Here is a 25,395-nt window from a genome sequence, read left to right as displayed (position 1 = left end):
CCGTCCGGTTCGTCCAGGCACCCATGGCTCAGCGGGCACTCAGCCGACGGCGCTACGGTGTGCGAATGACCTCCCCGTCGTTGTTGGAACAGCCGCGCCGCGCGCGGTCGTTCCGGGACCGGTGGAACGACGGCCTCCGTGCCCGAGTGGTGGAGCTGGCCCGGTTCGGGTCGGTGGGTTCGGTGGCCTTTGTGGTCGACATGGGCACCTACAACTTGCTGCGGTTCGGCCCGGTCGCACTGTTCAGCGAGAAGCCGATCACCGCCCGGATCGTCGCGGTGATCATCTCCACCGTGGTGTCGTTCCTGGGCAGCCGGTATTGGACGTTCGCCGACCAGCGCTCCGCCCGCCAGGGCCGGGAGTTCGCGCTCTTCGGTGTGATCAACCTGGTGGGCATCGCGATCACGGTGGGGGCGCTGGCGTTCAGCCACTACGTGCTCGGCCTGTCCGGACCGTGGTCGGACAACATCGCCAACGTGATCGGCATCGCCCTGGGCACCATCGTGCGCTACCTGGGGTACAAGGCGTTCGTATTCACTGGAACCGCAACCGTGCCGACCCAGTTGGCGCAGATCGGACAGCGGTCGGACCACGCGCACCCGGTGGAGATCATCGGCATCACCCCCGCCGAGGTGGCCGAGGACGTGCGCCGCGCACAGCAGGACTGAGGTCAGCTCCAGCGTCGGCGGGTGCGCTCCGGGCGCGGGGAGATGACCGACCCGCGCGGCAGCACCACGTCGGGGTTCATCGCCCGCGGAACCCCGGTCAGGAACAGCGCGAACACCGCCGGGCGCCGCTGCGCCAACTCCAACCGGGCACCGTCCGCCGACGCCAGGTCACGGGCCAGCGCCAACCCCAGCCCGGTGCCCGCACCACTGGTGACCTCCCGCTCGAAGATCCGCGGTGCCAACTCGTCGTCCACCCCCTCGCCCTCGTCCGCGACCTCCAGCACCACCGCGCGGGCCGAGGCACCGTCGCGGGAGCGCACCGTGGTGGTGCCGCCGCCGTGGCGCAGCGAGTTCTCGATCAGGGTGGCCAACACCTGGGCCAACCCACCGGGGGTGGCCAACACCTGCGCGGCCGGGTCGACGTCGATCACCAGCTGCCGCCCCTCCGCCTCGAAGGTCGGACGCCACTCCTCCTCCTGCTGATGCACCACGTCCAGCAGGCGGATCGCCTCGGTGGTGCCGCCCTGGGCGCGGCGGGAGTTGGTCAGCAGGTCGTCGACCACCGTCACCAGCCGCTCCACCTGCTCCAGGGAGATCCGGGCCTCCTCGCGCACGGCCTCGTCATCGGTGGCGAGCATGATCTCCTCCAACCGCATGGACAGGGCGGTGAGCGGGGTGCGCAGTTGGTGGGAGGCATCCGAGGCGAACTGCCGTTCGGCGGCGAGCCGGCCAGCCATCCGGTCCGCGGAGCGGGCCAGCTCGGCGGCGACCAGGTCGATCTCTTCCACTCCGGAAGGTTCCAGTTGCGGGCGCACCTGCCCGGAGCCCAGCTGTTCGGCGGAGGCGGCCAGGTACACCAGCGGCGCGGACAATCGGTTGGCCTGCCAGATCGCCATCGCGATGCCGGCGGCGAAGGCGACCAGCGCGGCCGCGACCACCAACCCGACCACCCGCCCGGAGAGCAGGAACAGATCCCACCACTCCGCATAGAGCGTCACCCGGGCCCCGTTGGCGGAGGTCTCGGTCAGGGTCTCCGGGCGAGCGGGCACCTCCGGACCAGCCTGATAGCGGGCACCGTCGGCGGTGACGACGTAGATCGACACCGGGGTGCCGTCCCGGTCGACGTAGGGCTCCAGCATCGCGTCGGACAGCGGGGTGCCCTCGCTGATCCGGTTGTCGATCATCCGGGCGACATCACTGGCCCGGCTCTGCAGCTGGGAGACCTCGGTCTCCCGGATGTACTGCGCCCCGATGAACGCAAGCGGGAAGCCGAGCAACACCACCGCCACGGTGACGGCCGCGATGGTGGCCTGCAGGACGCGGCGACGCACAGGTCAGCCCCGCTGGCCCTCTCCGGTCTCGAACCGGAAGCCCATCCCACGGACCGTGCTGATGTACCGCGGCGAGCTGGCGTCGTCGCCGAGCTTGCGGCGCAGCCAGGAGACATGCATGTCCAGGGTCTTGGTGGAACCGGTCGGGTCCGAACCCCAGACCTCCCGCATCAGCGTCTCGCGGGCCACCACGGTGCCCACCGAGCCGACCAGCACACGCAGCAGGTCGAACTCCTTGGCGGTCAGGTGCAGTTCACGCTCGCCCTGGAAGGCGCGGTGCGCGGCGACATCCACCCGGACGTCCTGCCCGCGCAGTTCCTCCTCCTCGGCCGGGTCCTGGCCGGTGCGACGCAGCAGCGCGCGCACCCGGGCCAGCAGCTCAGCGAGCCGGAAGGGCTTGGTCACGTAATCATCGGCACCGGCATCCAGGCCGACCACCAAGTCCACCTCGTCCGCGCGGGCGGTGAGCACCAGCACCGGCGTGGTCAGGCCCTGGTTCCGGATCGCCCGGGCCACATCCAGCCCGTCCATATCTGGCAGGCCGAGGTCGAGCACCACCAGATCGGCCTCGGAGGCCCGATCGATGGCACCTTGACCAGTGCCTTGCACCCGCACGTCATAGCCTTCACGGCCGAGGGCGCGCGCCAAAGGCTCGGCAATCGCGGGATCGTCCTCAGCCAGCAGCACCTGGGTCATTCCGCCATGTTAGGTCACGGAAGGGTCGAGGACACCACGAGATCGGGTCACGTTCTGATCTCCCCCTGTGGGCGGACGGTGGCTCCGACCGTGGGGGCACGCGGTCGTCGGTCGGCACTGCCTAGGCTGGACGGCGTGAGCTGGTGGGAGCGCGTGACGCAGTGGCAGGAGCGCCACGGATTCGCCATCGACCTGGTGGTGATGTCGCTGAGTGCCCCCTTGGTGCTCCTGGTCGCGTGGGGGATCAACGGCAGCAGGGTCGACGCGCTGCTCGCCGCGGGGATGTGGGTACCGCTGGGCTGGCGACGCCGTTCCCCGGTGGTGGCCGTGGCGACGGTGTTCTTCTTCGGGATGCTGTGCCTGCCGCTGAACGGTCCGGTGTTCTTCCCCGGCGCGGTGGCGGTGCCGGTGGCGCTGTACTCGGTGACGCTGTTCGGCCCGGTCTGGGCGCATCGAGCGGCCATCGGATCGGCGGCGCTGGGGTCGATCACGCTCGGCCTGATCTTCGGCATCGAGCAGCTCACCTCGGCCTACGGGTCGAGGGCCTCGGCAGTGGTCGTCACCATTCTGACCGGGGGTTTCACGCTCGCGCTGTGTGTGGCCACCTGGGCGTTCGCCCTGACCCGTCGATCCCGGCGCGAGATGATCGCCGCGCTGCGGGACCGGGCGGAGCGGCTGGAGACCGAACGCGACCAACAGGCAGTGATCGCGGCGGCAGCGGAGCGGACCCGGATCGCGCGGGAGATGCACGACATCGTCGCGCACTCCCTGTCCGTGGTGGTCGCTCAGGCCGACGGTGGGCGCTACGCCGCGGCCGCAGACCCGGACGCCGCCGTGCGGGCGTTGACCACGATCGCCGAGACCAGTCGCGCCGCACTGGCGGATATGCGCCGGTTGCTCGGCGTGCTGCGTGAGCCCCCGGAGCCGCGCACCGGAGCGATCCCCACCGTTGACCCCTCGTCCACCCTGGCCCCCTCCACTCCCCAGCCGGCCGAGCATGATCTGGAACAGCTGGTGGAGCAGGTGCGGTCCAGTGGCGTGCGCGCCTCGCTGGTGCGGATGGGGACCGCCCGCCGACTGCCACCGGGGATGGGGCTGACGGTGTACCGGATCTGCCAGGAGGCGCTCACCAATGTGCTCAAACATGCCGGTCCCTCCCCCACGGTGACAGTGCTGGTCCAGTGGGCAGCCCGGTCGTTGGTGGTGGAGATCGCCGATGACGGGCGCGGCGCGTCCGCCGAGTCCGACGGGCTGGGGCACGGGTTGCTCGGGATGCGCGAGCGCGCAGCGATGTTCGGCGGCACGGTGAGCAGCGGCCCGCGCCCCGGCGGCGGGTTCCGGGTGCGCGCCGAGCTGCCGCTGCCGGCCGCCCCCGCGGCCTAGGGTGAGGCCCATGAGCGACACGATCCGCGTCGGCCTGGTCGACGACCAGCAACTGGTGCGCGCCGGTTTCCGGTTGGTCATCGACTCCCAGCCCGACCTGGAGGTGGTGTTGGAGGCAGGTGACGGGGAGCAGGCAGTCCGCGCCCTGACCCCCGGCACCCCGCAGTCGCGCAGCCTCGGCCCGGTGGATGTGGTGCTGATGGATGTCCGGATGCCGCAGCTGGACGGCCTGAGTGCCACAGCCTCGATCATCGACGCGGCCACCCCGGAGCACCCGGCACCCCGGATCATCGTGCTGACCACCTTCGACCTGGACGAGTACGTGATGAGCGCGATCCGCGCCGGTGCCAGTGGGTTCCTGCTGAAGGACGCGCCGCCGGAAGACATGCTCCAGGCGATCCGGACCGTGTACGCCGGCGATGCGGTGATCGCCCCCTCCTCCACCCGGCGTCTGCTGGAACACCTGGTCACCGCTCTGCCCGCCGAACAGCCGGAGGCCGGGGCCGCACACGAGGCACTGGCCACCCTGACCGAGCGCGAGCGCGAAGTCCTGGTGCTGATGGCCCGCGGTCGCTCGAACACGGAGATCGGCGCGGAGCTGTATGTCGCCGAGGCCACCGTGAAGACTCATGTCGGCCGGGTGCTGGCCAAGCTGGGTGCCCGGGACCGCGTGCAGGCGGTGGTGGTCGCTTACGAGACCGGGCTGATCGTTCCCGGCAACTGAGCCCACCGTGGTCTGCCCCGGCGGTGTCCGGGTCCGACTCCGGGATGACATCCACTCCGGACCGGGGTCTGACGACCGGAGGCCTGCCCGCTCCGTAGCGTCGTCGGCATGGACACTTCCGCCTTCTCCGCACCCGATCCCCGACCGGCCGTCCGGGCCCGGTCCCTCACCAAGACCTACGGCAGTGGGGCTGCCCAGGTGCACGCCCTGGCCGGGGTGGATGTGGACTTCGCCGATGGCCAGTTCACCGCGATCATGGGCCCCTCCGGCTCCGGCAAGTCGACGCTGATGCATGTGCTGGCCGGTCTGGACGCGGCGACCTCCGGGGCCGCATACCTGGGCGACACCGACGTCACCACCCTGAACGACGACGCGCTGACCCGGCTGCGCCGCGACCGGGTCGGATTCGTGTTCCAGTCCTTCAACCTGCTGCCGATGTTCACTGCCGAGCAGAACATCCTGTTGCCGTTGGAGCTGGCCGGCGCGAAGGTCGACCGGGCATGGTTCGACACGCTGGTGCAGACACTGGGACTGGGGGAACGACTCAGCCACCGGCCCTCCGAGCTGTCCGGTGGTCAGCAGCAGCGGGTGGCCATCGCCCGAGCACTGATCGCCAAGCCGGAGGTGATCTTCGCCGATGAGCCCACCGGCAACCTCGATTCCCGCTCCGGGGCGGAGGTGCTGTCCTTCCTGCGCCGGTCGGTGCGCGAGCTGGGCCGCACGATCATCATGGTCACCCACGACCCTGCGGCCGCAGCCTACGCCGACCGGGTGGTGCTGCTCGCCGACGGCCGGATCGCCGGTGACATCCAGGACCCCACCCCCGAGGCGGTGCTGACCGGTCTGGACGCGCTGCGCCAGCTGGAGACCACCGGGACGGCGGGCGCCTGATGTTCCGTCTCACTCTGGCGCAGATGCGCCGCAGCATCGGCCGCCTGACCGCGGCCGGCATCGCGGTGCTGATCGGCACCGCCTTTGTCGCCGCCACACTGCTGGCAGGCAGCGCGATCAGCTCGATCAGCACCGACTCGATCACCGCGTCCTTCGGCGAGGCGGATCTGGTCGCGCGGTCCGCCCACAACCTCACCGACGACGAGCTGGCCGAGCTGCGAGCGCTGCCCGGTGTCGCTGCGGTCGACCCGCAGGTACAGGCCTACGGTGTGGAACTGCGCAGCGGTGGTACCGCCGTCAGCCAGACGGTGATTCCCACCGCCAGCTCCAGCCGGTTGCAGAGCCAGGAGCTGTCGGCCGGTGATTTCCCCACCCAGAACGGTCAGATCGCGCTGCCGGGGGACACCGCCGAGCGGTTGCAGGTTGGCGTCGGCGACTCGGTGACCGTCCGCTACTACGCGTACGCCGAGCAGGAGCCCGCCAGCGACTCCGAGGCGGAGCTGATCACGGTGCCGACTGAGCAGTCGATCACCGTCGTCGGTATCACTGACGACCCGAACTCCGCGTGGGCGTCTGTGGGTGGGGCGGCCGAGGCCACATTGCACGACACCCTGATCTGGGCGAACTCCACCGAGGTCGCCGTGGACGGGGCACCGATGCTGGAGAACTCCGCCACTCGGTGGGCGATGCTGGCGCTACGGGACGACGCCGACCCGGCGGCCGTGCGCGCCGCGGTGCTGGACCTGCTCCCCACGTCCGCACTGGATGACAGCGGATCGACCTCCGCGGTGTACACCCGGCAGGAGGCCGCCGAGGCGGCGCTGGGGAGCGGAGGCGGACTCGGGCCGGTCACCGCCGTGGTGCTGTCCTTCGCGGCGATCGCCCTGGTGGTCGCCGGTTTGGTGATCGCCAACACCTTCCAAGTGCTGGTGGCTCAGCGCACCCGCACCCTGGCGCTGCTGCGCTGCGTCGGAGCGGTGCGGTCACAGATCCGACGTTCCGTGCTGGTAGAGGCCTCCCTACTCGGCCTGATCTCCTCGGTGGCGGGGTTGCTGGTCGGCACCGGACTGGTGCAGATCACGCTGTGGGTGCTGGGCCGGGCGGATCTGCCGTTCCCGGTGCCGTCCTCGGTGCAGCTGACGCTCGCCAGTGTGCTGGCACCCGTGGTGGTCGGCGTCGCTGTCACGGTGCTGGCCGCACTGACCCCGGCTCGAGTCGCCACACGGGTCGCCCCCATCGCTGCCCTGCGGCCCGTGGATGCCCCCGCCGTGCGCAGCCGCGCCGGGCGGATGCGCCTGGTGTTGAGCATTCTGTTGGTGGTCGGCGGAGCGGCGATGCTCGTCGGGGGCGTGACCATCGTGACGGTCGCCCAACTGCTGGCCGGACTCGGTCTGTCGATCCTGGGCGGGGCGGTGTCCTTTGTCGGGCTGCTGGTCAGCGCAACGTTCTGGATGCCGAAGGTGGTCGCCGCAGTCGGCAACCTGGTCGGACGCCTGGGGATGCCGGCCCGGCTCGCCGCGGCGAACACCGGCCGCAATCCGGCCCGGACTGCCGCGACCAGCACCGCACTGCTGATCGGCGTCACATTGGTGGCGATGATGAGCACCGGCGCGGTCAGCGCCCGCGCCACGCTGGACCAGGAGTTGGACGCCCGCTACCCGGTGGATATCGCAGTCGGTGGCGCGACGGAGCTGGACCGCTCGGGCAACTCCACGTACAGCCCGCTGCCGGCGGGGGCGGTCGATCAGCTCGACCGGATCACCGGGGTGCAGACGGTGGTCGGGTTGGCCTCCGCCGACGTGACCATCGACACCGGGAACGGCAACACGGTGGTGAGCCAGGCACTGTCCCTGACCCCGGAGCAGGCCGCGGATCTGATGCGTGACGCAGGCTCGGCGCAGGCAGTCGGCTCGGACTCCATCGCGGTACCGAGCACACTGGCCGAGAGCACCGGCTGGGCCGACGGCGACCAGGTCACCCTGACTCTGGGCCAGCAGTCCGTGCAGCGCACCGTTCGGCTGACCGGGCTGGACGACTGGACCGTGTTGGTCACCCCGGACACCGCCTCGGAGCTCGGGTTCCCCACCGCACCGTCGATCGCCTGGGCACGACTGACCGACGTCAACGCCTCCGGCGGGGTGGTGCAGGAGGTGCAGAGCGCCTTCCTGAATCAGGCGGTGCCGATCGATGGCGCGGCGGTGGAGCGGGCGACCTACCAGCGCGCGATCGACACCGTGTTGGCCGTGGTGATCGGGCTGTTGGCCGTCGCCGTGGTGATCGCCCTGGTCGGTGTCACCAACACCCTGTCGTTGTCGGTGATCGAACGGCGACGGGAGTCGGCGACCCTGCGTGCGCTGGGGCTGACCCGTCGACAGCTGCGCGGGTCATTGGCCATCGAAGGCGTGTTGATCGCCGGGGTTGGTGCGGTGGTCGGGATTCTGCTCGGGCTGATCTACGGCTGGGCCGGGGTTGCCTCGGTGCTCTCGGTGATCGGTCCGGTGAACCTGGCCGTCCCATGGTCCGACCTGGGGCTGGTGGTCGCTATCGCGCTGGCCGCTGGGGTGCTGGCCTCGGTGATCCCGGCCCGGTCCGCCGCGCGCACGCCCCCCGTCGCGGCCCTGGCCGAGGCCTGACCGACGCCACGACGCCCCCGCAGCCATGGTTGCGGGGGCGTCGTGCTGCGCTGACCGGTCAGTCGCCGGGCACTGTCCAGGCCACCACGGGTTTGCGGACCAGCGTGATGGCGGCGACCAGCGCGAGGGCGAGCACCGCCGCGGTCCAGAGGCTCCCGTCCACGCCCATCCACCCGAGAGAGAGCACGATCAACAGGATCTGCCAGAACATGACTGGCGAGCGAGCCCACCGGGCACCGCCCCGCCACAGGCTCCGGGTGGCGGCACCCAACACCAGCGCGGACAGCACGGCGATCACCGCCATGAAGGCGAGCGGGCCGGGCAGGTCACTGCCTCGCACCCACTGCACGATCGCGGCGATGGCGGCCGCCACCAGGGCGGCGATCTCGACAGCCAACAGCGCGCACAGGACGGCGATGGCGGTCGGACGGGTGGCTGGAGCGGCCGAGTTCTGCGCGGTCACGACGACGACCCTACGCCGCCAACCAGCAGCGTCACCCCTCATCCGGGACCTGCGTCCCAGGACGCGGACTCCGCGGTGCCGGATTGGTGTCGACGACTCCCGGAGAGGTAGCGTGCGGGGTGCTGGGGCGTCCTGGATCCACACCGATGTGACCGACACCTCAATGGTTACGTGCCAGAAACCTCCACGTAACCCCTTGTGCGCTGCGCGTGGCCCATGTGACTCTTGATGCAGCAGTGATCCCCCGAGCGCCGACGCTCACGCCCCCCACGTCTTTCGCGTGAGTCGGTCGTGTTCGTTTGCGCCAGCCGCCCAGCCCTCATGAGGCGGCTCCCCCTGTGTGCGTGAGGAGTTAGCGATGGATTGGCGCCACCGTGCCGCGTGTCTGACCGAGGACCCGGAGCTGTTCTTCCCGATCGGGAACACCGGTCCGGCTCTGTTGCAGATCGAGGAGGCTAAGGCCGTCTGCCGTCGCTGCGACGTCGTGGACACCTGCCTCAAGTGGGCCCTGGAGTCCGGTCAGGATGCCGGCGTCTGGGGCGGCCTGTCCGAGGACGAGCGCCGCGCGCTCAAGCGCCGCACCGCCCGCCAGCGCCGCGCCTCCTGAACCCTCCGCCCTCCACGCGGATCCGATGCCCGCCATCCCCTCGGGGTGGCGGGCATCGCGCTGTCTCGGGAGTGGAGTCCTCAGGCGACCGTGTTCGCCTCGCGCCCTGGAGCCCGGAGCATCGCGCGCAATGTCACCTGGGTGCCGCCGCCCTCGCGGGCGGACCAGTCGATGGAGCCGCGCAGCTCGTTGGTGACCAGCGTGGACACGATGGTGGTGCCGAGCCCGCTGCCAGCGCCCGCACCATCGGGGATCCCCGCACCGTCGTCCGCGACCGTGACCACCAGCTCGTCGTCACGACGGTCGGCGCTGATCTCCACCGTGCCGGAGTCTCGTCCGGCCAGACCGTGCTCGACCGCGTTGGTCACCAGCTCGGTGAGGACCAGGGCCAACGCGGTGGCGTCCTCGGCGGACACCGCCCCGAACGAGCCCTGAACGACGGTTCGCACGCTGGCACCAGCGGAGGCGACATCCGCGGCCAGGCGCAGACTGCGTCCCACCAGCTCATCAAAGTGCACCGTCTCATCCAGAGTCTGGGAGAGGGTCTCGTGCACCAGAGCGATGGTGGCGACCCGGCGCATCGCCTCCTCCAGCGCCGCGCGAGCCTCGGGCACATCCATCCGGCGGGCCTGCAACCGGAGCAGGGCCGCGACGGTCTGCAGGTTGTTCTTCACCCGGTGGTGGATCTCCCGGATGGTGGCGTCCTTGGTGATGAGCTCGCGCTCACGGCGGCGCAGCTCGGAGACGTCCCGGCAGAGCAGCACCGCGCCGATCCGCTCCTTGCCCTCGGACAGCGGCACCGCCCGCAGGGACAGCGCGACACCGTGCGCCTCGATGTCGGTGCGCCAGGGCGCGCGGCCGGTGAGGACCAGCGGCATCGACTCGTCGACCTGGGAGTGCTGGGCCTCGACCAGATCAGCGACGACCTCCACCAGGGATCGGCCGACCAGATCGTCCATCGCGCCGAGCCGGTGGAAGCAGCTGAGCGCATTCGGGCTGGCGTACAGCACCTCGCCCTCGGAGTTCAGCCGGATCAGACCGTCGCCGACGCGGGGCGCTCCGCGGCGCGGACCGGTGGCGGCGTCCGGCAGCGGGAACTCTCCGCGCACGATCATGCCCATCAGGTCGTCGGCGGCCTCGACGTAGTTCAGCTCCAACCGGCTGGGGGTGCGCACCCCGCCGAGGTTGGTCTGCCGGGCGATCACCGCGATCGGTCGACCGTCGCGGACCACCGGCACCGCCTCCTCGCGCACCGCGTAGGACCCGAACCAGCGCGGTTCGCGGGAGCGTTGTGCCCGCACCTCGGTGAGGGAACGTTGTAGTTGCCCGCGCTGACCCTCGGGCGGGTGCGAGCCGACCACGTCGTCGTAGTGCACGGTGGCCCCGGTGCTGGGCCGGCACTGGGCGATGGCCACGAAGTCCCCGTCCCGGTCGGGCAACCACAGCACCAGGTCGGCGAACGCCAGATCGGAGATGACCTGCCAGTCGCCGACCAACAGGTGCAGCCACTCCAGGTCGGCCGCGTCGAGGTCGCTGTGGCGCTGGACGAGCTCGCTGAGAGTGGACACCCGCACAGCCTAGGCGGCGGGTGGGCGAACCCGGGCGTCATGCCCAGTGACCGGGCTAGAGTCGTGCCATCCCGTCCGATGAAGGAGCCTCCGCCGTGCACCTGCAGGTCCCGCTCACCCTTGACGCCGACGCGCACACCGCCGGGCGGATGCTCGCCGATCCGGTGTACGTCCGGGCCAAGGTGGCGGCCAGTGGCGGCGAGGTCCTGCACGTCGATGTCACCCCGGGTGAGGAGGGCGCGTTCACGGTGACCACACGTCGGGCGCTGCCGACCGACCTGATTCCCGCCCAGGCGCGAGCGTTCATCGGTGACCGGCTTGAGGTTCGGCAGGCCGAGGCGTGGGAGGCCCCAGGCGCGGACGGCGGACGACGCGGCACCGTCGCGGTGGAGATCGCCGGAGCACCCGTGCGACTGACCGGCACCGTGGCGCTCGTCCCGGGTGAGGGCTCCTCGCGGGTCGTCTACGACGGTGACCTGAAGGCGAATGTGCCGCTGTTCGGTGCCATGGTCGAGGAGGCCGCGGCCAAGGCGGTCCGTTCCGCGCTGGAGGCCGAGGAGGCCGTGGCGCGCGAGTACCTGCGCACCGGCGACTCCTGACCGACTCACAGGGCCGACCCAGCCATAACGATTGGGTAACACGGCTCGGTTGCACACCGCGCTGACCAGCGAAAACGACCCATGGGATCGCTTCCACCAGCCTCCACGGCTTGACACCGTCCCGCGATTCGGACGAGAGTCGGCCGCACGCCGTGGGAACGCTCCCGCACCCTGTTGGGAACGCTTCCATGGCCGGGCATCGACGCCCCGGATCGGGCGTCGTTCTTCAACGGCGATGACGCCGTTCGATCGACAAGGGAGTCCCCAGTGCGCCGAAGCACGAGAACCACCTGGATGGCCATCGCCGGAGCCACCTCCGTCGCCCTGCTCGCCACCGCCTGCTCCTCCGGCGGGTCCGGTGACGGCGAGAGCAGCGACGGCAAGATCACGCTCACCGTCTCCACCTTCAACGAGTGGGGCTACGACGAGCTGCTCGACGAGTACATGGAGCTGAACCCCGACATCACGGTGGTGCACGACAAGGCCGCGACCTCGGACGAGGCCCGGGAGAAGTTCAACACCGGGATGGCCTCCGGCTCCGGCCTGGCGGACGTCGCCGGTGTCGAGGTCGACTGGATGCCCGAGATCATGCAGTACGCCGACCAGTTCACCGACCTGACCTCCGACTCGGTCGAGGGCCGCTGGCAGGACTGGAAGACCGCCCAGGCCACCACGCAGGACGGTCAGCTGCTCGGCTACGGCACCGACATCGGCCCGGAGGCCATTGCCTACCGTGCCGACCTGTTCGAGGCCGCCGGCCTGCCCAGCGACCCGGAGTCGGTGGCTGAGCTCTTCGGCGGCGAGGACGCCAGCTGGGACGACTTCTACTCCGTGGGTGAGCAGTTCACCGCGGCGGGCACCGGCGTTCCGTTCTACGACGCCTCGTCCACCATCTACCAGGGTCAGATCAACCAGGTCGAGGAGTCCTACGAGGACCCCGAGACCAACGACATCATCGCCCTGGAGAACCCCGAGGTGAAGGACATCTACGAGGGTGTCCTGGAGCACGCTGACCTGTCCGCCGGGCTGAGCCAGTGGTCCGAGGACTGGGTTGCCGCGTTCCAGAACGACGGCTTCGCCGTGATGCTGGCACCGTCCTGGATGCTCGGTGTCATCGAGGGCAACGCCGCGGGTGTCGAGGGGTGGGACATCGCCAATGTCTTCCCCGGTGGCGGCGGCAACTGGGGCGGGTCCTTCCTGACCGTCCCCGCGCAGTCCGAGCACCCGGAGGAGGCCAAGGCGCTGGCCGACTGGCTGACCGCCCCGGAGCAGCAGATCAAGGCGTTCCAGACCACGGGTAACTACCCGAGCCAGGTCGAGGCGCAGAAGTCCGACGAGCTGGCGGGCATCACCAACGAGTTCTTCAACGACGCCCCGATCGGCCAGATCTTCGCCGAGCAGGCCGACCGAATCTCGGTGAACCCCTACAAGGGCCCGAACTACTTCGCGATCAACTCGGCGATGGCCGACGCGATCAACCGGGTCACGGTCGACAAGACCGACGACGCTGCCTCCTCCTGGAAGCAGTTCGAGGACGCGGTGAACGCGCTGGGCTGATCCTCAGCCACCCGGAGCGGCCCGCCTGCTGACCTCAGTCGGCGGGCCGCTCCCCCACCCAGCCGTTGAGCCTCTTGCGCGAAGGACCACCATGGCCACCTCGACCACCACCCCGCCGGTCACCCCCGGCAGCGTCGACGACCCCCGCCCGCCGCGGAAGATCGGCTTCCGTCAGCAGCTGGGCAAGTGGGACGTCAAGCTCTCTCCCTACCTGTACATCTCTCCGTTCTTCATCCTGTTTGCCATCGTTGGCCTGTTCCCGCTGCTCTACACCGCCTGGGTGTCGGTGCACGAGTGGAGCCTGCTCGGCGGCCAGGGTGAGTTCGTCGGGATGGAGAACTTCCAGTTCATCCTGGGCCAGCCGAACTTCTGGAAGGCACTGGGCAACACCTTCAGCATCTTCGTGCTGTCGACCGTGCCCCAGATGATCGCGGCCCTGATCATCGCGGCGATGCTGGACGCGAACCTCCGCGCCAAGACGTTCTGGCGGATGGGTGTCCTGCTCCCCTACGTGGTGGCCCCGGTGGCCGTCGCGCTGATCTTCTCCAAGCTGTTCGCGGACGGCTCCGGCGTGATCAACACGCTGCTCGGCCAGATCGGCATCGACCCGATCGGCTGGCACTCCCAGACGCTGCCCTCCCACTTGGCGATCGCCACCATGGTGAACTTCCGGTGGATCGGCTACAACGCGCTGATCTTCCTGGCCGCGATGCAGGCCATCCCGCGTGACCTCTATGAGGCGGCGACCATCGACGGTGCCGCGCGGTGGCGTCAGTTCCGGTCGATCACCATCCCGATGCTGCGCCCGACGGTGATCTTCGTGGTGATCACCTCCACCATCGGTGGTCTGCAGATCTACGACGAGCCGCGCATGTTCGATCAGGCCGGCAAGGGCGGTTCCAGTGGTCAGTGGCTGACCCTGACGCTGTATCTGCGCGACCTCGGCTGGCGCACTAACAACCTCGGCCGTGCCGCCGCGGTGGCCTGGCTGCTGTTCCTCGTGATCATCGTCTTCGCGATCCTGAACTTCGCGCTGACCCGGATGATCTCCTCCAGCGGCACCAAGAAGCAGAAGCGCAAGCCGGCCCTGCCCGCGGCAGCAACCCGCTCGGCGGCGATCGCCGCAGCCCCTGCCCCCGCGGCCACGCCCGTCACCGATCCGGTCCTCGAACCAGACGACGACGATCCCACCACCGGCTCCAGCGAGAGGACCGCGCGATGAGCACCTCGATCCCCATGCTCGAGCAGAGCGCCGGACGTGGCGCCGCCCGGGCCGCCGCACGCAAGCGCAAGCAGCGGCAGACCTCCGAGGGGCGTCGCGCCGGGTGGGTCACCTATCTGATCCTCACCATCGTGGTGCTGGGCTCGGCCTACCCGCTGTACTACGCGCTCCAGCTGGCCAGTTCCACCGCCAGCGAGATCGCACAGAACCCGATCCCGGGCCTCGGCCTGGGCGGCAACCTGCTGGACAACCTGCAGCGGGTGCTGGACGCGAACATCAACCTCCCGCAGGCGTTCCTGAACTCGGTGATCGTCGCCGTGGTCACCTCTGCCTCGGTGGTGCTGTTCTCCACCCTGGCCGGGTTCTCGTTCGCCAAGCTGCGGTTCCGTGGCCGGGGTCCGCTGCTGGTGTTCGTGATCGCGACCATGGCGGTGCCGACCCAGCTCGGTGTGGTCCCGCTATTCATCGTGATGCGGGAACTGGACCTGGTCGGGAACCTGCTCGCGGTGATCCTGCCCGGTCTGGTGACCGCCTTCGGGGTGTTCTGGATGACCCAGTACCTGGAGTCGGCGCTGCCCTACGAGCTGATCGAGGCCGCCCGGGTGGACGGTGCGTCGATGATCCGGACGTTCTGGCACGTGGCGCTGCCCGCGGCGCGTCCGGCGGCGGCCATGCTGGCGCTGTTCACCTTCATCGGGTCCTGGACGAACTTCTTCTGGCCGTCCATCGTGTTGGGCACCCAGAACCCGACCCTGCCGGTGGCCTTGCAGCTGCTGCAGGCGTCCTTCTTCAAGGACATGTCCCTGATCATGGCCGGTGTGGTGATCTCCGTGGTGCCGCTGCTGGTGCTGTTCGTGATCGCCGGACGGCAGCTGGTCGCCGGCATCATGGCCGGAGCCGTGAAGGGCTGACGCTAGGCTTCGCGCGGGGTCGGGTTCGCTCGACCCCGCGTGGGGGCCCGCGTATCCACTGCTGCGTCACCGACGTGAGCATCACGAGCAGAGGGGGACCACATGGTCGATCAGACCGTCACGCCATTGCACACCCCACCCACCCTGGAGCAGGTCGCCGAACGCGCTGGGGTCTCGCGCTCCACCGCCTCCCGCGCAATCAACGGCGGGGATCGGGTCTCCCCCGAGGCGATGATCGCGGTCGCCGACGCCGTGTCGGCACTCGGATACACCCCGAACCGAGCCGCCCGATCCCTGGTCACCCGGCGCACCGACTCGGTGGCGCTGGTGGTCCCGGAACCGGATGAGCGTGTGCTCTCCGACCCGTTCTTCGCCGGAGTGCTGAACGGCGTGAGTCTGGCCCTATCCGACTCGGATCTCCAGCTGCTGCTGCTGATCGCCCGACCGGATGACGCGAGCCGGACTGTGCGCTACCTGCGCGCCGGACACGTGGACGGGGCGATCATCGTCAGTCACCACCGCGACGACAGCATCGACCGCGCCCTGGAGGAGTCCGGTCTGCCCACGGTGTTCATGGGGCGGCCATTCACCACGCGCAGCCGGCTGTCGCTGATCGACACCGACAACGTCGGCGGGGCACGTCTGGCCACCCAGCATCTGATCTCGATCGGCCGTCGTCGGATTGCCACCATCACCGGGCCTGCGGATATGAGCGCGGGCCTGGACCGCTTGGAGGGCTGGCGTCAGGCTGTGCGGGCGGCGGGACTCGCCGACGACGCAATCGTGACCGGGGACTTCACCCTGGACGGTGGTGCCTCCGCCGCGCGCGAACTGGTGGAGCGGTTCCCGGACGTGGACGCCGTGTTCATCGCCTCCGACCTGATGGCCGCCGGGGCGGTCCCGGTGTTGAGCGCGGCGGGTCGGGTGATTCCCGATGACCTGGCGATCGTCGGCTACGACAACAGTGGGATGGCGGTCACCACCAAGCCCGCGTTGACCACGATCACGCAGCCGGTGGTGGCGATGGCGCGCGCCGCGGGTGCCGAGTTGGTCGCGCAGTTGCGCGGGGAGCCCGCCCGGGAGCAGCCGATGATCTTCGAGCCGGAACTGGTGATCCGGGACTCGGCCTGAGCCGCTCCTTCAGCGGGGGTGTCGGGCGATGATCAGCGCGTCGGGTCGAGGTGCCCGAACCGGTGCCGAGTCCGACTGACCGCCTGTTCACGCAGCACGGTCAGCAACTCCCGCTCCCCCGAGGCCAACACCGGACCGTCCAGCACCGTCACCTCCCCGACCCGGCGGGCCGCCGCAGCGCGCAGCCCCGGTGCCGATCCGATCACCCGGACCCGCCCGCTGACCTGGCCTGCGGCTACTCGCTGCTCGAAGTCCTCACCCCGGTCGACCTCCACCGGGACCCCGGCGATCCGGGCGGCGGCGAGCACACGGCGTAGATCTCGCGCGCGGGCGTCCGCCCCGACCCGGACGGTCAGCCGCGGGATCGGGCGGTAGCGCAGCGTGTTCTCCTCCGCGGCCAGACCGGTGGGGTCGTGGGTGATCCCGAACCGCTCCGCCCAGCAGCGCGCGTCATCGCGCACCGCCCAGGCCAACCAGGCGTCGTCGTCCAACGCGGCGACCTCGGGCGCGTCCTGCCAGCGGCCGAGCTGTGCGACGTAGTGCGGCCCACCGGCTTTCGCGCCCGGGCCGACCACCGACGCCTTCCAGCCGCCAAAGGGCTGACGCTGCACCACCGCGCCGGTGATGTGCCGGTTCACGTAGGCGTTGCCGACCTCCACCCGGTCCAACCAGTGGTCGATCTCCGTCGGGTCCAGCGAGTGCAGCCCGCCGGTGAGACCAAGGTCGACGTCGTTCTGCACCGCGATCGCCTGGTCAAGAGTCTCCACCCGGATCACACCGAGCACCGGTCCGAAGCACTCGGTCCGGTGGAACCAGCTGCCCGGCCGCGTGAGCTTGACGCCGGGCGACCAGAGCCGCCCGGTGTCGTCCAGGCGGCGCGGTTCGACCAGCCAGCTCTCCCCCTCGTCCAGGGTGGTCAGGGCCCGCAGGAGCTTGCCCTGCGCCGGTTCGATCAGCGGACCCATCGTCGTGCCCAGGTCGTCCGCGGCTCCGACTCGCACGGAGGTCACCGCGTCGGCCAGTTGCCGCCGCAGTCGGTCCGACCGCCCGGCCGAGCCGACCAGGATCGCCAGCGATGCGGCCGAACACTTCTGCCCGGCGTGGCCGAAGGCGGAGCGGACCAGATCGGCCACCGCCAGATCGACATCAGCCGACGGGGTGATCACCAGTGCGTTCTTGCCGGAGGTCTCGGCCATGACGTCCAGCTCGGGCCGCCACCCCGCGAACAACCGGGCGGTGTCCAGTGCTCCGGTGAGCAGCAACCGATCCACCGCGGGGTGGGTGATCAGTCGACGGCCGGTGTCGCCCTCGTCGGTGAGGACGGTCTGGAGCACATCCGGCATGACATCGTGCGCCGCCAGGGCGCGCTGCACCGCCGCCATCGCCACCTGCACACAGCGCGGGGTCTGCGGGGCGGGCTTGATCACCACCGGGGAACCGGCCGCGAGCGCCGCCAGCACCGACCCGGTCGGGATCGCCACCGGGAAGTTCCAGGGCGGGGTCACCAGGGTGATCCCGGCGGGCCGGAAGCGGGCACCGGGCACCGCGTCGTCGGTGAGGTCCTGGGCGCGGGCGGCGTAGTAGCGGGCGAAGTCGACGGCCTCGCTGACCTCCGGGTCCGCCTCGGCGACCGTCTTGGCACCCTCGTGGACCATCGTGGCCACCAGGTCGCCACGGGCGGCCTCCAGCTCCGTGGCGGCGCGACGGAGTACGGCAGCGCGTTCCGCAGGGGTCCGGGCCGACCAGGCAGCGGCGGCGGCACGGGCCCGGTCGATCACCGCGTCCACCTGGGCCGGTTCGGTCAGCTCCTGCGCACCGGGCGGCGTGGCGACATCGTGGGCAACCAGGGCGGCTGCCCACTGGCGGGAGGCCGCCAGCGCAGGATCGGTGTCGGCGGCGTTGCGGAAGCCCGCGAGACCGGTGGCATCCGCGGGTCCGAGGGCCTCGGCGGGTGCGGCGGCCTCGGCGGGTGCCGGGTCGTCGGCGGGTGCCGGAAGGTCGGCGGATCGGGATCGGGGCACGCGGCGGGGCTCGGTGCTCACCGTGGCGGAGTCGGCGACCGCGGTCCGGAAGGCGGCGCGCTGGGCGTCGATGCCGGTCGCTTCCTGCTCGGCGAACAGCGCATGCAGGAAGTTCTCCGGTGCGGCGTTCTCCTCCAACCGGCGCACCAAGTAGGAGATCGCCACATCGAAGTCGTCCCGGTCCACCACCGGGGTGTAGAGCAGCACCTGCCCGGTGTCGCGCTGCACCGCGCGGGACTGGGCCGGTGCCATGCCCTGGAGCATCTCCACATCGACGCCGTCGACCACGCCGCGGTCCTCGGCCAGCAGATGGGCATAGGCGACATGGAACAGGTTGTGGCTGGCCACTCCGACCCGTAGTGCCGCGATCCGGTCAGGTTCCAGGGCGGTGTCGACCAACCGCAGATAGTGCGCATCCACCTGGGGCTTGCCCGGGTAGGGGGCTTGCGCCCAGTCATGCAGCTCGGCCTCCACTCGCTCCATCGCGAGGTTCGCTCCCTTGACGGGCCGCACCTTCAGCGGCGCACCACCGTCGGCCACCCGCTGCCGGGCCAGATCGGTGAGCTCGTCCAGCGCCGCGGAGGTGTCCGGCAGGTACGCCTGCAGCACGATGCCGGCGCGGTAGTCACGCAGCTGCGGGTCGCGCAGCAGCTCGGCGAACACCCGCAGGGTCATCTCCAGGTCGCGGTACTCCTCCATGTCCAGGTTGAGGAAGGTCCCGTGCGCGGCGGCGACCCGGTACAGGGGCCGCAGCCGGTCCACCACCCGACGCACCGATCCGGCTGTGTCCCAGGTGGACAGCTGGCTGGCGACGGCGGAGACCTTGACCGACACGTAGTCCACATCCGGGCGGACCACCAGCTGCTCGATCCGGCGGAGGCGGCGACCGGCCTCGTCCTCCCCCAAGACGGCCTCACCGAGCAGGTTGAGATTGAGCCGGAATCCCTCGGCCCGGGCCCGGGCGATGTGTCCGGTCAGCCCGGGCCCGGCGTCCGCGACCAGGTGTCCGACCAGCTGGCGCAGCCGAATCCGGGCGGCCGGGACCACCACCTGGGGCAGCGCCGGAGCGACCGCGGCACCCAGCGTGAGCAGGCCTCGGTCTGCGACCCCGAGGAACCCGCGCGCGTCCCCCGCCCGACGACCCAGTCCCACCAGCTCGCGGGCCGCCACCCGGGCATCCTCCGGTCGGGCCACCCGGTCCACGAACCGCACCGCCAGCTCCAACCCCGCAGGGTCGGCGACCAGGGCGGCCAGCCGCTCGGTGGCGCGACGCTCAGCGGGGGTGGCATCGGCCTCGGTCGCCTCGGTCCAGCGCGCAGCCAGGTGTTCGGCGCGTGCGGTCAGGTCGCTGCCCGAGCGGGTCGGCTTGCCGGTGGTCGTCATGGCGTGATCGTTCCCCCCAGCTCCCGCGGTCGTCTTGCATCGATCCACGCTCCCCACGCCGAGGATCTGACACCGCGACGTGATCGCCCAGCGCTTACGCTGCCCGGATCATGACCAGCCGTCCAGCGCAGTCCGCCTCCGCGCTGATCCGCGCGCTCTCCCCCGCCCTGCTGACCATGGCGGAGGATCTGACCGGCACGATGTTCTGCGCCAAGGACGTCGACGGACGGTATGTGATGGTCAATGACGCCTTCGTCCGGCGGACCAATGAGCGGTCCCGGCGCGGGGTGGTCGGCAAGACGGCGGTGCAGCTCTTCGACCCGTTGTTGGCGGCCCGCTACGACGCACAGGACCGGATGGTGCTGGCCGGGGGCCGGGAGCTGCGCCGCGAACTGGAGCTGATCCGTCGACCCGGCGGCACCCCGGGCTGGTATCTGACGTCCAAGGCCCCGGTGCGCGGGGAAGACGCCACTGTGGTGGGCCTGGTGTCCATCTCCCAGGCGCTGCGCGGGCAGGACGCCGACCCGGAGACGGTTGCCTCGCTGACCCGGGTGGCCACAGTCGTGCGGGACCGGATCGGGCACCCGCCGACCGTCGCCGAGTTGGCCGACGCCGCCGGATGCTCACCCGCCGCACTGGACCGCCGACTGCGTCGGGTGTTCGCCCTGTCCCCGCAGCAGTACGTCCTGCGGGCCCGGGTCGACCACGCCGCAGCGCTGCTGGGCGGCACCGCACTGCCGGTGGCCGAGGTGGCCCGGGCGGCGGGGTTCTACGACCAGGCGTCCTTCACCCGCACCTTCGGTCGGTTGACCGGGGAGACACCCGCGCAGTTCCGCCGGGCGGCCCGGGACCTCGGTGCGGATCTGCCGGCCACCGGTGGGCTCCCCTGGCCGACCCCGGCGGCGCGGTCCACGATGGAGACATGACCTCTGCTCCGATTCCCACCATCCCGCTGCCCGGCAGCGACATGCCCCTGCTCGGGCTCGGCACCTGGCAGTCCGAGGGCGACGACGCCGAGCGCGCGGTGATCACCGCGCTGGAGCTCGGCTACACCCACATCGACACCGCCACCGGGTACGGCAACCAGGCCCAGGTCGGGCGGGCGTTGGCCGCGGTCGGCATCGATCGGGACCGGGTGTTCGTCACCACCAAGCTGCCGCCGGATCATGCGGGCCGCGAGCGCCAGACCCTGACCGAGTCGCTGGCCGAACTCGGCACCGACCACCTGGACCTGTGGTTGGTGCACTGGCCGCCGCACAAGCAGGCCACCCCCGAGACCTGGCGGGAGTTCATCGCCGCCCGGGACGAGGGCTTGGTGCGCAACATCGGGGTGTCCAACTACTCCATCGCGCAGATCGACGAGCTCATCGCCGCCACCGGTGAGGCCCCGGCGATCAACCAGATCCCGTGGAGCCCGACCGACTGGGATGCGGATCTGGTCGCTGCGCATGCCGAGCGCGGGGTGAAGATCGAGGGGTACAGCCCGTTCAAACGCACCGATATGGACGCGCCTGTGCTGACCGAGATCGCCGCCGCGCACGGGGTGAGCCCGCAGCAGGTGGTGCTGCGCTGGCACCTCGACCACGGCATCGTGGTGATCCCCAAGTCCGTGCACCGGGAGCGGATCGAGTCGAATATGGATGTGCTCGGCTTCACGCTGTCCGCCGAGGAGCTGGCCCGGATCGATGCGTTGGGCGGCTCGAAGCAGGGCAGCTGAGCACGCCGGACCGCCGGGGCGATCGGGCTAGGCCTGGTCGCCCCGCTGGTTGGCTGCCAACCGCTGGGCCGCCAGCCGGGCGGCGTCCGTGGCGGAGGGCACCAGCTCCCATCGCACCCGGAACCGCTGCGGGTTCACGGGGTCGACCACCACGGGCAGCCGGTCGCCCACCGCAGGCCAGGTGTCCTTCGAGGCCATGATCCGCTGCTGCACCACCACGGGTTCCTGCCCGGGGATGGTCAGCAATCCGACCAGCTCGGAGGTGTTCGTGCCGTGCCGCGGCGGGATGCCGATCCCGGTCACGGTCACCTCCCCCGCGACACCGTGATGGATCTGCGGGGCGAAGCGTCGCCGCACCATCGTCCGGATCAGGACCACAGTGAGCACCGGGATCGCCATCAGGAGCAGGATCACCCCGACGATCAGCAGCACCACGGTCGTCGCCGTCACGGGGTCACCCCCGGACCGGGCTGCCCGGTGTCGTGCTGTCCCATGCGCGGCTGTCCCATGCTCTGCTGTCCCATGCCCTGCTGCTGCGCGGCCATCTGCTCGGCGACCCGCATCGCCTGCTCGGCGGCCGAGGGCACCGACGCCCAATGCACCACGAGCCGGTTCGGGTCGGAGCGCTCGACCACCACCGGGAGGTCCTGCCCGGGCTGCGGCCACTGCGCGGTGGGCACCATGGCGTGGGCTTGTACCGGCACCGGAGGCTGCCCGGGCAGATGGAGGACGCCGACCAGGGTGGTGGCGGCGTTCTGGGCATGACGACTGGGCACCCCGGCGTGGGTGACGGTGAGCGTGCCGGCCACCGGGTCGGCGATCTGCGGATCGAACAGGCTGCGCAGCCCGTCTCGGCGGGACCGGCTGCTGCGCACGACGAGCAGGGCGATGCCGGTCCCGATCAGCGGGATCAGCACGACAGCGATGATGAGTGCCTCCACCCCTCCACGCTAGGCGCGCAACGGCCCGCTGAGTGTGCGGATGCTCCCAAACAGGTGGCCTCCGGTGGCTGCTCGGGTGGTCGGTGCGCCGCTGTGGCACAGTGACCTGCGTCCGGCGGTCTCCCGTCAGGGTGGTGCGACGAGGCACCGCCCGGGACCGTCGCATCCGCCCAGGAGGCAGCGCATGACCGTCCTCGAGCCGCACACCCCCGCGGCATCGGAATCCACCCGGGTCTCCCCGCTCGACACCGCCCAGGACCAACTGCGGTCGGCGGTGCGGCTGCTCGGCTACGACGAGGGGATGCACGCGATGCTGGCCACCCCGCGCCGGGAGCTGCACGTCGCGGTGCCACTGCGCCGGGATGACGGCAGCATCGAGGTGCTGTCCGGCTACCGGGTGCAGCACAACATCTCCCGAGGACCGGGTAAGGGTGGACTGCGCTACGCGCCCGGGGTCGACATTGACGAGGTGCGGGCCCTGGCGATGTGGATGACCTGGAAGTGCGCCGTGGTCGACCTGCCTTACGGCGGGGCCAAGGGCGGGGTGGCCATCGATCCGCGCGGGTACTCCACTGCGGAGCTGGAACGGGTCACCCGGCGCTACACCTCCGAGTTGATGCCGGTGATCGGGCCGGAGCGGGACATCATGGCCCCGGACATCGGCACCACCGAACAGACCATGAGCTGGGTGATGGACACCTACTCGGTGAACACCGGCTTCACCACCCCGGCGGTGGTCACCGGTAAACCGCTGGCGGTGGGTGGGTCGTTGGGCCGGGCGACGGCGACCTCCCGGGGTGTGGTGCACGCGGCGGAGGCGGCCCTGGCCGATGCCGGGACCAGTCTGCGCGAGGTGACCTGTGCGGTGCAGGGCTTCGGCAAGGTCGGATCACATGCGGCCCGGTTCCTTGCCGAGGGCGGTGCCCGGGTGGTGGCGGTCAGTGACGAGAACGGCGGGGTCTACGCCGCGGACGGTCTGGACATCGCTGCCCTGCACCGGCATGTGGCGGAGACCGGATCAGTGGTGGGTTTCCCGCAGGCGGACCCGCTCGGCAACGACGAGCTCCTGGCCCTGGACGTCGACGTGCTGGTGCCCGCCGCGGTGGAGAACGTGCTGGACGCGGACACCGCCGGGCGGGTCAAGGCCCGCTGGGTGGTGGAGGGTGCGAACGGTCCGACCACCTCCGAGGGCGACCGGGTGCTGGCCGAACGTGGGATCACTGTGGTGCCGGACATCCTGGCCAATGCGGGCGGTGTGGTCGTCTCCTACTTCGAGTGGGTGCAGGCGAACCAGGCCTACTGGTGGAGTGAGGCGGAGATCGCGGAGAAGCTGGCGCACCGGATGCGCACCGCGTACCAGGCGGTCGCCACCCGCGCCCGGGCCGACGGGCTGACTCTCCGCGATGCGGCGCTGGTGATCGGGGTGGCTCGGGTCGCGGAGGCTCACCAGCTGCGCGGTCTGTACCCCTGATCGGGAAGGACTGACCGACGGGGGACGTTGCGAGTTGATGTGACTGATCCACGCAGCGTCCCCCTGTCCGTCCTCGACCTATCCGGTGTCGGGACCGACCGCACCAGCTCCGATGCCCTGGCCGACAGCACTGCCCTCGCGCAGGCCGCCGACCGGCTGGGCTTCCACCGGTTCTGGGTGGCCGAACACCACTCGATGCCGGCGGTAGCCTCCACCTCCCCCGCGGTGCTGATCGCCCACCTCGGTGCGCACACCGAACGAATCCGACTCGGTTCCGGTGGGGTGATGCTGCCGAACCATCCCTCGCTGGTGGTGGCCGAGCAGTTCGCCATGCTGGAGGCCCTGCATCCCGGGCGGATCGACCTGGGCATCGGTCGGGCACCGGGCGCTGATCCGATGACCGCCTCGGCGCTGCGGCGCACTGGCGAGGAGGACTTTCCCGCCGAGCTGGTGGACGTCCTGGCGCTGCTGGGGCAACCCGCCGCCGGTCTGAGCCCGAGTCCGGCCGCGACCCGCCTGGTCGCCACCCCGTCGGCCTCCGGCACCCCGGAGGTCTGGCTCTTGGGGTCCAGCCTGTACAGCGCGCAGCTGGCCGCCCGACTGGGGTTGGCGTTCAGCTACGCGCACCACTTCAACACCGGACTGACCGAGCAGGCGGCGCAGGCCTACCGGAGCGGGTTCCAGCCCTCCGCGGTGCAGCCCCGGCCGAAGTTCATGGTGTCCTCCTCAGTGATCGTGGCGGACAGTGCAGAGCATGCCGCCTGGTTGTCAGGGCCCTCGCGGGTCATGATGCTCCGGCTGCGCACCCGTGGCCCCCTCGCCCCGATCGTCACCCCGGAGGAGGCCGAGCAGCTGCTGGACGCCCTGGAGGCCGACCCGGACGGTCGGGCGATCATGGCGCAGATCCCGGGCACCCAGATCACCGACACCGCCGAGCAGGCCGTCACCGAGCTGCGCACCCTGGTGGACCGGGTGGATGCCGATGAGCTCATGCTCACCGCCACCACCTACGACGTCGCCGACCGGATCAGCACGCTGGAGCAGATCGCCGCCCTGTGGTGAGCCCCGGCGGGCGGTGACATCATCGCCGGATGGACGAGGTCGTCGGTCGCAGCTGGATGCTCACAGATCTGTCCGGGGACGACGTGGGTGACCGCGCCCCGGTGCTGCACTTCGAGCAGGACGGTCAGGTCTACGGGCACGGCGGGGTGAACCGAGTGCGTGGCACCTGGTCGCTGACCGACGGGCGGCTGGTCTTCGGGCCGATGGTGACCACTCTGATGGCCGGACCGCCGCAGCGGATGGCGGTCGAACGCGCCCTGCTGGGTCTGCTGGCCACTCCGCTGACCATCACCGTCGCCGAAGACGAGCTGCTGCTGTCCGCGCAGGACGGGCACACCGCCCGATTGGTGCCCGCACCGCCGGAGTCCGAGCTGGCCTGAGACGCGCGAACGCCCCCGTGGCTTCCTCCACGGGGG

23 protein-coding genes are annotated in these 25,395 nt (G+C 70.7%); 16 read left to right on the top strand and 7 right to left on the bottom strand.

From position 1 onward, the window contains the following. Positions 1-65 precede the first annotated feature (65 nt). Complete coding sequence (locus tag AB0N78_RS05735) at positions 66-668, top strand: GtrA family protein (protein ID WP_363386876.1); 603 nt, start codon at positions 66-68, stop codon at positions 666-668. Positions 669-670: 2 nt separating this feature from the next. Here the strand turns inward: AB0N78_RS05735 and AB0N78_RS05730 are convergent, their stop codons facing one another. Next, complete coding sequence (locus tag AB0N78_RS05730) at positions 671-1,999, bottom strand: ATP-binding protein (RefSeq protein ID WP_363386873.1); 1,329 nt, start codon at positions 1,997-1,999, stop codon at positions 671-673. 3 nt (positions 2,000-2,002) lie between these two features. Beyond that, positions 2,003-2,695 (bottom strand): response regulator transcription factor, encoded by a 693-nt coding sequence (locus AB0N78_RS05725; protein ID WP_263119165.1) that lies wholly within the window; start codon positions 2,693-2,695, stop codon positions 2,003-2,005. A 135-nt stretch (positions 2,696-2,830) separates the two neighbouring features. On the opposite strand from AB0N78_RS05725, the gene AB0N78_RS05720 reads away from it, so the two are divergent. The 4 genes from AB0N78_RS05720 (at position 2,831) to AB0N78_RS05705 (ending at position 8,326) form a co-directional block, all read left to right on the top strand. After that, a complete protein-coding gene (locus tag AB0N78_RS05720; protein WP_363386870.1) occupies positions 2,831-4,078 on the top strand; it encodes a sensor histidine kinase in 1,248 nt (415 codons plus the stop codon). Positions 4,079-4,088: 10 nt separating this feature from the next. Next, positions 4,089-4,802, top strand: a complete 714-nt coding sequence (locus tag AB0N78_RS05715; protein ID WP_363386867.1) for a response regulator transcription factor — start codon at positions 4,089-4,091, stop codon at positions 4,800-4,802. A 108-nt stretch (positions 4,803-4,910) separates the two neighbouring features. Beyond that, positions 4,911-5,693: an ABC transporter ATP-binding protein gene (locus AB0N78_RS05710; RefSeq protein ID WP_363386864.1), complete on the top strand. Its 783-nt coding sequence runs from the start codon at positions 4,911-4,913 to the stop codon at positions 5,691-5,693. 23 nt (positions 5,694-5,716) lie between these two features. Beyond that, positions 5,717-8,326: an FtsX-like permease family protein gene (locus tag AB0N78_RS05705; RefSeq protein ID WP_363386861.1), complete on the top strand. Its 2,610-nt coding sequence runs from the start codon at positions 5,717-5,719 to the stop codon at positions 8,324-8,326. Positions 8,327-8,384: 58 nt separating this feature from the next. On the opposite strand, the gene AB0N78_RS05700 is transcribed toward AB0N78_RS05705, so the two are convergent. After that, on the bottom strand, positions 8,385-8,789 hold the full coding sequence (locus AB0N78_RS05700) for a hypothetical protein (protein ID WP_363386859.1): 405 nt from the start codon (positions 8,787-8,789) through the stop codon (positions 8,385-8,387). 358 nt (positions 8,790-9,147) lie between these two features. Here AB0N78_RS05700 and AB0N78_RS05695 point away from each other — a divergent pair, with 358 nt between their 5' ends. Then, positions 9,148-9,396, top strand: coding sequence for a WhiB family transcriptional regulator (locus tag AB0N78_RS05695; protein ID WP_168629619.1), 249 nt, complete (start codon positions 9,148-9,150; stop codon positions 9,394-9,396). Between the two features lie 80 nt (positions 9,397-9,476). Here AB0N78_RS05695 and AB0N78_RS05690 read toward each other — a convergent pair whose 3' ends face one another. Beyond that, the gene (locus AB0N78_RS05690; protein ID WP_363386856.1) at positions 9,477-10,964 is read right to left on the bottom strand and encodes a histidine kinase N-terminal domain-containing protein; all 1,488 of its coding nucleotides are present in this window, start codon (positions 10,962-10,964) and stop codon (positions 9,477-9,479) included. A 95-nt stretch (positions 10,965-11,059) separates the two neighbouring features. Between AB0N78_RS05690 and AB0N78_RS05685 the strand changes: the two genes are divergently transcribed. The 5 genes from AB0N78_RS05685 to AB0N78_RS05665 all read left to right on the top strand — a co-directional run bounded on the left by AB0N78_RS05685 (position 11,060) and on the right by AB0N78_RS05665 (position 16,384). Next, positions 11,060-11,563, top strand: a complete 504-nt coding sequence (locus tag AB0N78_RS05685; RefSeq protein ID WP_363386853.1) for a DUF2505 domain-containing protein — start codon at positions 11,060-11,062, stop codon at positions 11,561-11,563. Positions 11,564-11,857: 294 nt separating this feature from the next. Next, positions 11,858-13,120 (top strand): extracellular solute-binding protein, encoded by a 1,263-nt coding sequence (locus AB0N78_RS05680; RefSeq protein WP_363386850.1) that lies wholly within the window; start codon positions 11,858-11,860, stop codon positions 13,118-13,120. A gap of 91 nt (positions 13,121-13,211) precedes the next feature. Then, positions 13,212-14,342: a sugar ABC transporter permease gene (locus tag AB0N78_RS05675; RefSeq protein ID WP_363386847.1), complete on the top strand. Its 1,131-nt coding sequence runs from the start codon at positions 13,212-13,214 to the stop codon at positions 14,340-14,342. Continuing rightward, positions 14,339-15,253, top strand: a complete 915-nt coding sequence (locus AB0N78_RS05670) for a carbohydrate ABC transporter permease (RefSeq protein ID WP_363386844.1) — start codon at positions 14,339-14,341, stop codon at positions 15,251-15,253. The genes AB0N78_RS05675 and AB0N78_RS05670 overlap by 4 nt, the downstream gene beginning before the upstream one ends. A 102-nt stretch (positions 15,254-15,355) precedes the next feature. Further along, positions 15,356-16,384 (top strand): LacI family DNA-binding transcriptional regulator, encoded by a 1,029-nt coding sequence (locus tag AB0N78_RS05665; RefSeq protein ID WP_363386841.1) that lies wholly within the window; start codon positions 15,356-15,358, stop codon positions 16,382-16,384. A gap of 32 nt (positions 16,385-16,416) precedes the next feature. Here AB0N78_RS05665 and AB0N78_RS05660 read toward each other — a convergent pair whose 3' ends face one another. Next, positions 16,417-19,788 carry a proline dehydrogenase family protein gene (locus tag AB0N78_RS05660; protein ID WP_363386838.1) on the bottom strand — a complete coding sequence of 1,124 codons (3,372 nt, stop codon included), beginning with the start codon at positions 19,786-19,788 and terminating at the stop codon, positions 16,417-16,419. 110 nt (positions 19,789-19,898) lie between these two features. Between AB0N78_RS05660 and AB0N78_RS05655 the strand changes: the two genes are divergently transcribed. Both AB0N78_RS05655 and AB0N78_RS05650 read left to right on the top strand, forming a co-directional pair. Then, complete coding sequence (locus tag AB0N78_RS05655) at positions 19,899-20,714, top strand: AraC family transcriptional regulator (RefSeq protein WP_363386835.1); 816 nt, start codon at positions 19,899-19,901, stop codon at positions 20,712-20,714. Next, positions 20,711-21,505 carry an aldo/keto reductase gene (locus AB0N78_RS05650; RefSeq protein ID WP_363386832.1) on the top strand — a complete coding sequence of 265 codons (795 nt, stop codon included), beginning with the start codon at positions 20,711-20,713 and terminating at the stop codon, positions 21,503-21,505. The genes AB0N78_RS05655 and AB0N78_RS05650 overlap by 4 nt, the downstream gene beginning before the upstream one ends. Before the next feature lie 27 nt (positions 21,506-21,532). On the opposite strand, the gene AB0N78_RS05645 is transcribed toward AB0N78_RS05650, so the two are convergent. Both AB0N78_RS05645 and AB0N78_RS05640 read right to left on the bottom strand, forming a co-directional pair. Continuing rightward, the gene (locus AB0N78_RS05645; RefSeq protein ID WP_363386829.1) at positions 21,533-21,955 is read right to left on the bottom strand and encodes a hypothetical protein; all 423 of its coding nucleotides are present in this window, start codon (positions 21,953-21,955) and stop codon (positions 21,533-21,535) included. Continuing rightward, on the bottom strand, positions 21,952-22,446 hold the full coding sequence (locus AB0N78_RS05640) for a hypothetical protein (RefSeq protein WP_363386826.1): 495 nt from the start codon (positions 22,444-22,446) through the stop codon (positions 21,952-21,954). The genes AB0N78_RS05645 and AB0N78_RS05640 overlap by 4 nt, the downstream gene beginning before the upstream one ends. Positions 22,447-22,630: 184 nt before the next feature. Between AB0N78_RS05640 and AB0N78_RS05635 the strand changes: the two genes are divergently transcribed. Genes AB0N78_RS05635 through AB0N78_RS05625 form a run of 3 tightly spaced genes read left to right on the top strand, consistent with a single transcriptional unit; the run spans position 22,631 to position 25,359 of the window. Then, a complete protein-coding gene (locus tag AB0N78_RS05635; protein WP_363386824.1) occupies positions 22,631-23,917 on the top strand; it encodes a Glu/Leu/Phe/Val dehydrogenase in 1,287 nt (428 codons plus the stop codon). 39 nt (positions 23,918-23,956) lie between these two features. Continuing rightward, positions 23,957-24,979 carry an LLM class flavin-dependent oxidoreductase gene (locus AB0N78_RS05630; protein WP_363386821.1) on the top strand — a complete coding sequence of 341 codons (1,023 nt, stop codon included), beginning with the start codon at positions 23,957-23,959 and terminating at the stop codon, positions 24,977-24,979. A gap of 29 nt (positions 24,980-25,008) precedes the next feature. Then, positions 25,009-25,359, top strand: coding sequence for an META domain-containing protein (locus tag AB0N78_RS05625; protein WP_363386818.1), 351 nt, complete (start codon positions 25,009-25,011; stop codon positions 25,357-25,359). The last annotated feature ends 36 nt before the right edge of the window (positions 25,360-25,395 follow it).

This window comes from Cellulomonas sp. NPDC089187 (assembly GCF_040685135.1).
GTDB lineage: Bacteria > Actinomycetota > Actinomycetes > Actinomycetales > Cellulomonadaceae > Cellulomonas.
The sequence above is the reverse complement of the archived record's forward strand: the minus strand, read 5'-3'. Positions and strand labels throughout refer to the sequence as shown.

Coding starts and splice junctions, on each gene's coding strand:
- AB0N78_RS05710 (WP_363386864.1), top strand. CDS start 4,911: ATGGACACTTCCGCCTTCTCCGCACCCGATCCCCGACCGGCCGTCCGG.
- AB0N78_RS05725 (WP_263119165.1), bottom strand. CDS start 2,695: ATGACCCAGGTGCTGCTGGCTGAGGACGATCCCGCGATTGCCGAGCCT.
- AB0N78_RS05670 (WP_363386844.1), top strand. CDS start 14,339: ATGAGCACCTCGATCCCCATGCTCGAGCAGAGCGCCGGACGTGGCGCC.
- AB0N78_RS05675 (WP_363386847.1), top strand. CDS start 13,212: ATGGCCACCTCGACCACCACCCCGCCGGTCACCCCCGGCAGCGTCGAC.
- AB0N78_RS05625 (WP_363386818.1), top strand. CDS start 25,009: ATGGACGAGGTCGTCGGTCGCAGCTGGATGCTCACAGATCTGTCCGGG.
- AB0N78_RS05705 (WP_363386861.1), top strand. CDS start 5,717: ATGCGCCGCAGCATCGGCCGCCTGACCGCGGCCGGCATCGCGGTGCTG.
- AB0N78_RS05680 (WP_363386850.1), top strand. CDS start 11,858: ATGGCCATCGCCGGAGCCACCTCCGTCGCCCTGCTCGCCACCGCCTGC.
- AB0N78_RS05695 (WP_168629619.1), top strand. CDS start 9,148: ATGGATTGGCGCCACCGTGCCGCGTGTCTGACCGAGGACCCGGAGCTG.
- AB0N78_RS05735 (WP_363386876.1), top strand. CDS start 66: ATGACCTCCCCGTCGTTGTTGGAACAGCCGCGCCGCGCGCGGTCGTTC.
- AB0N78_RS05715 (WP_363386867.1), top strand. CDS start 4,089: ATGAGCGACACGATCCGCGTCGGCCTGGTCGACGACCAGCAACTGGTG.
- AB0N78_RS05665 (WP_363386841.1), top strand. CDS start 15,356: ATGGTCGATCAGACCGTCACGCCATTGCACACCCCACCCACCCTGGAG.
- AB0N78_RS05655 (WP_363386835.1), top strand. CDS start 19,899: ATGACCAGCCGTCCAGCGCAGTCCGCCTCCGCGCTGATCCGCGCGCTC.
- AB0N78_RS05660 (WP_363386838.1), bottom strand. CDS start 19,788: ATGACGACCACCGGCAAGCCGACCCGCTCGGGCAGCGACCTGACCGCA.
- AB0N78_RS05650 (WP_363386832.1), top strand. CDS start 20,711: ATGACCTCTGCTCCGATTCCCACCATCCCGCTGCCCGGCAGCGACATG.
- AB0N78_RS05635 (WP_363386824.1), top strand. CDS start 22,631: ATGACCGTCCTCGAGCCGCACACCCCCGCGGCATCGGAATCCACCCGG.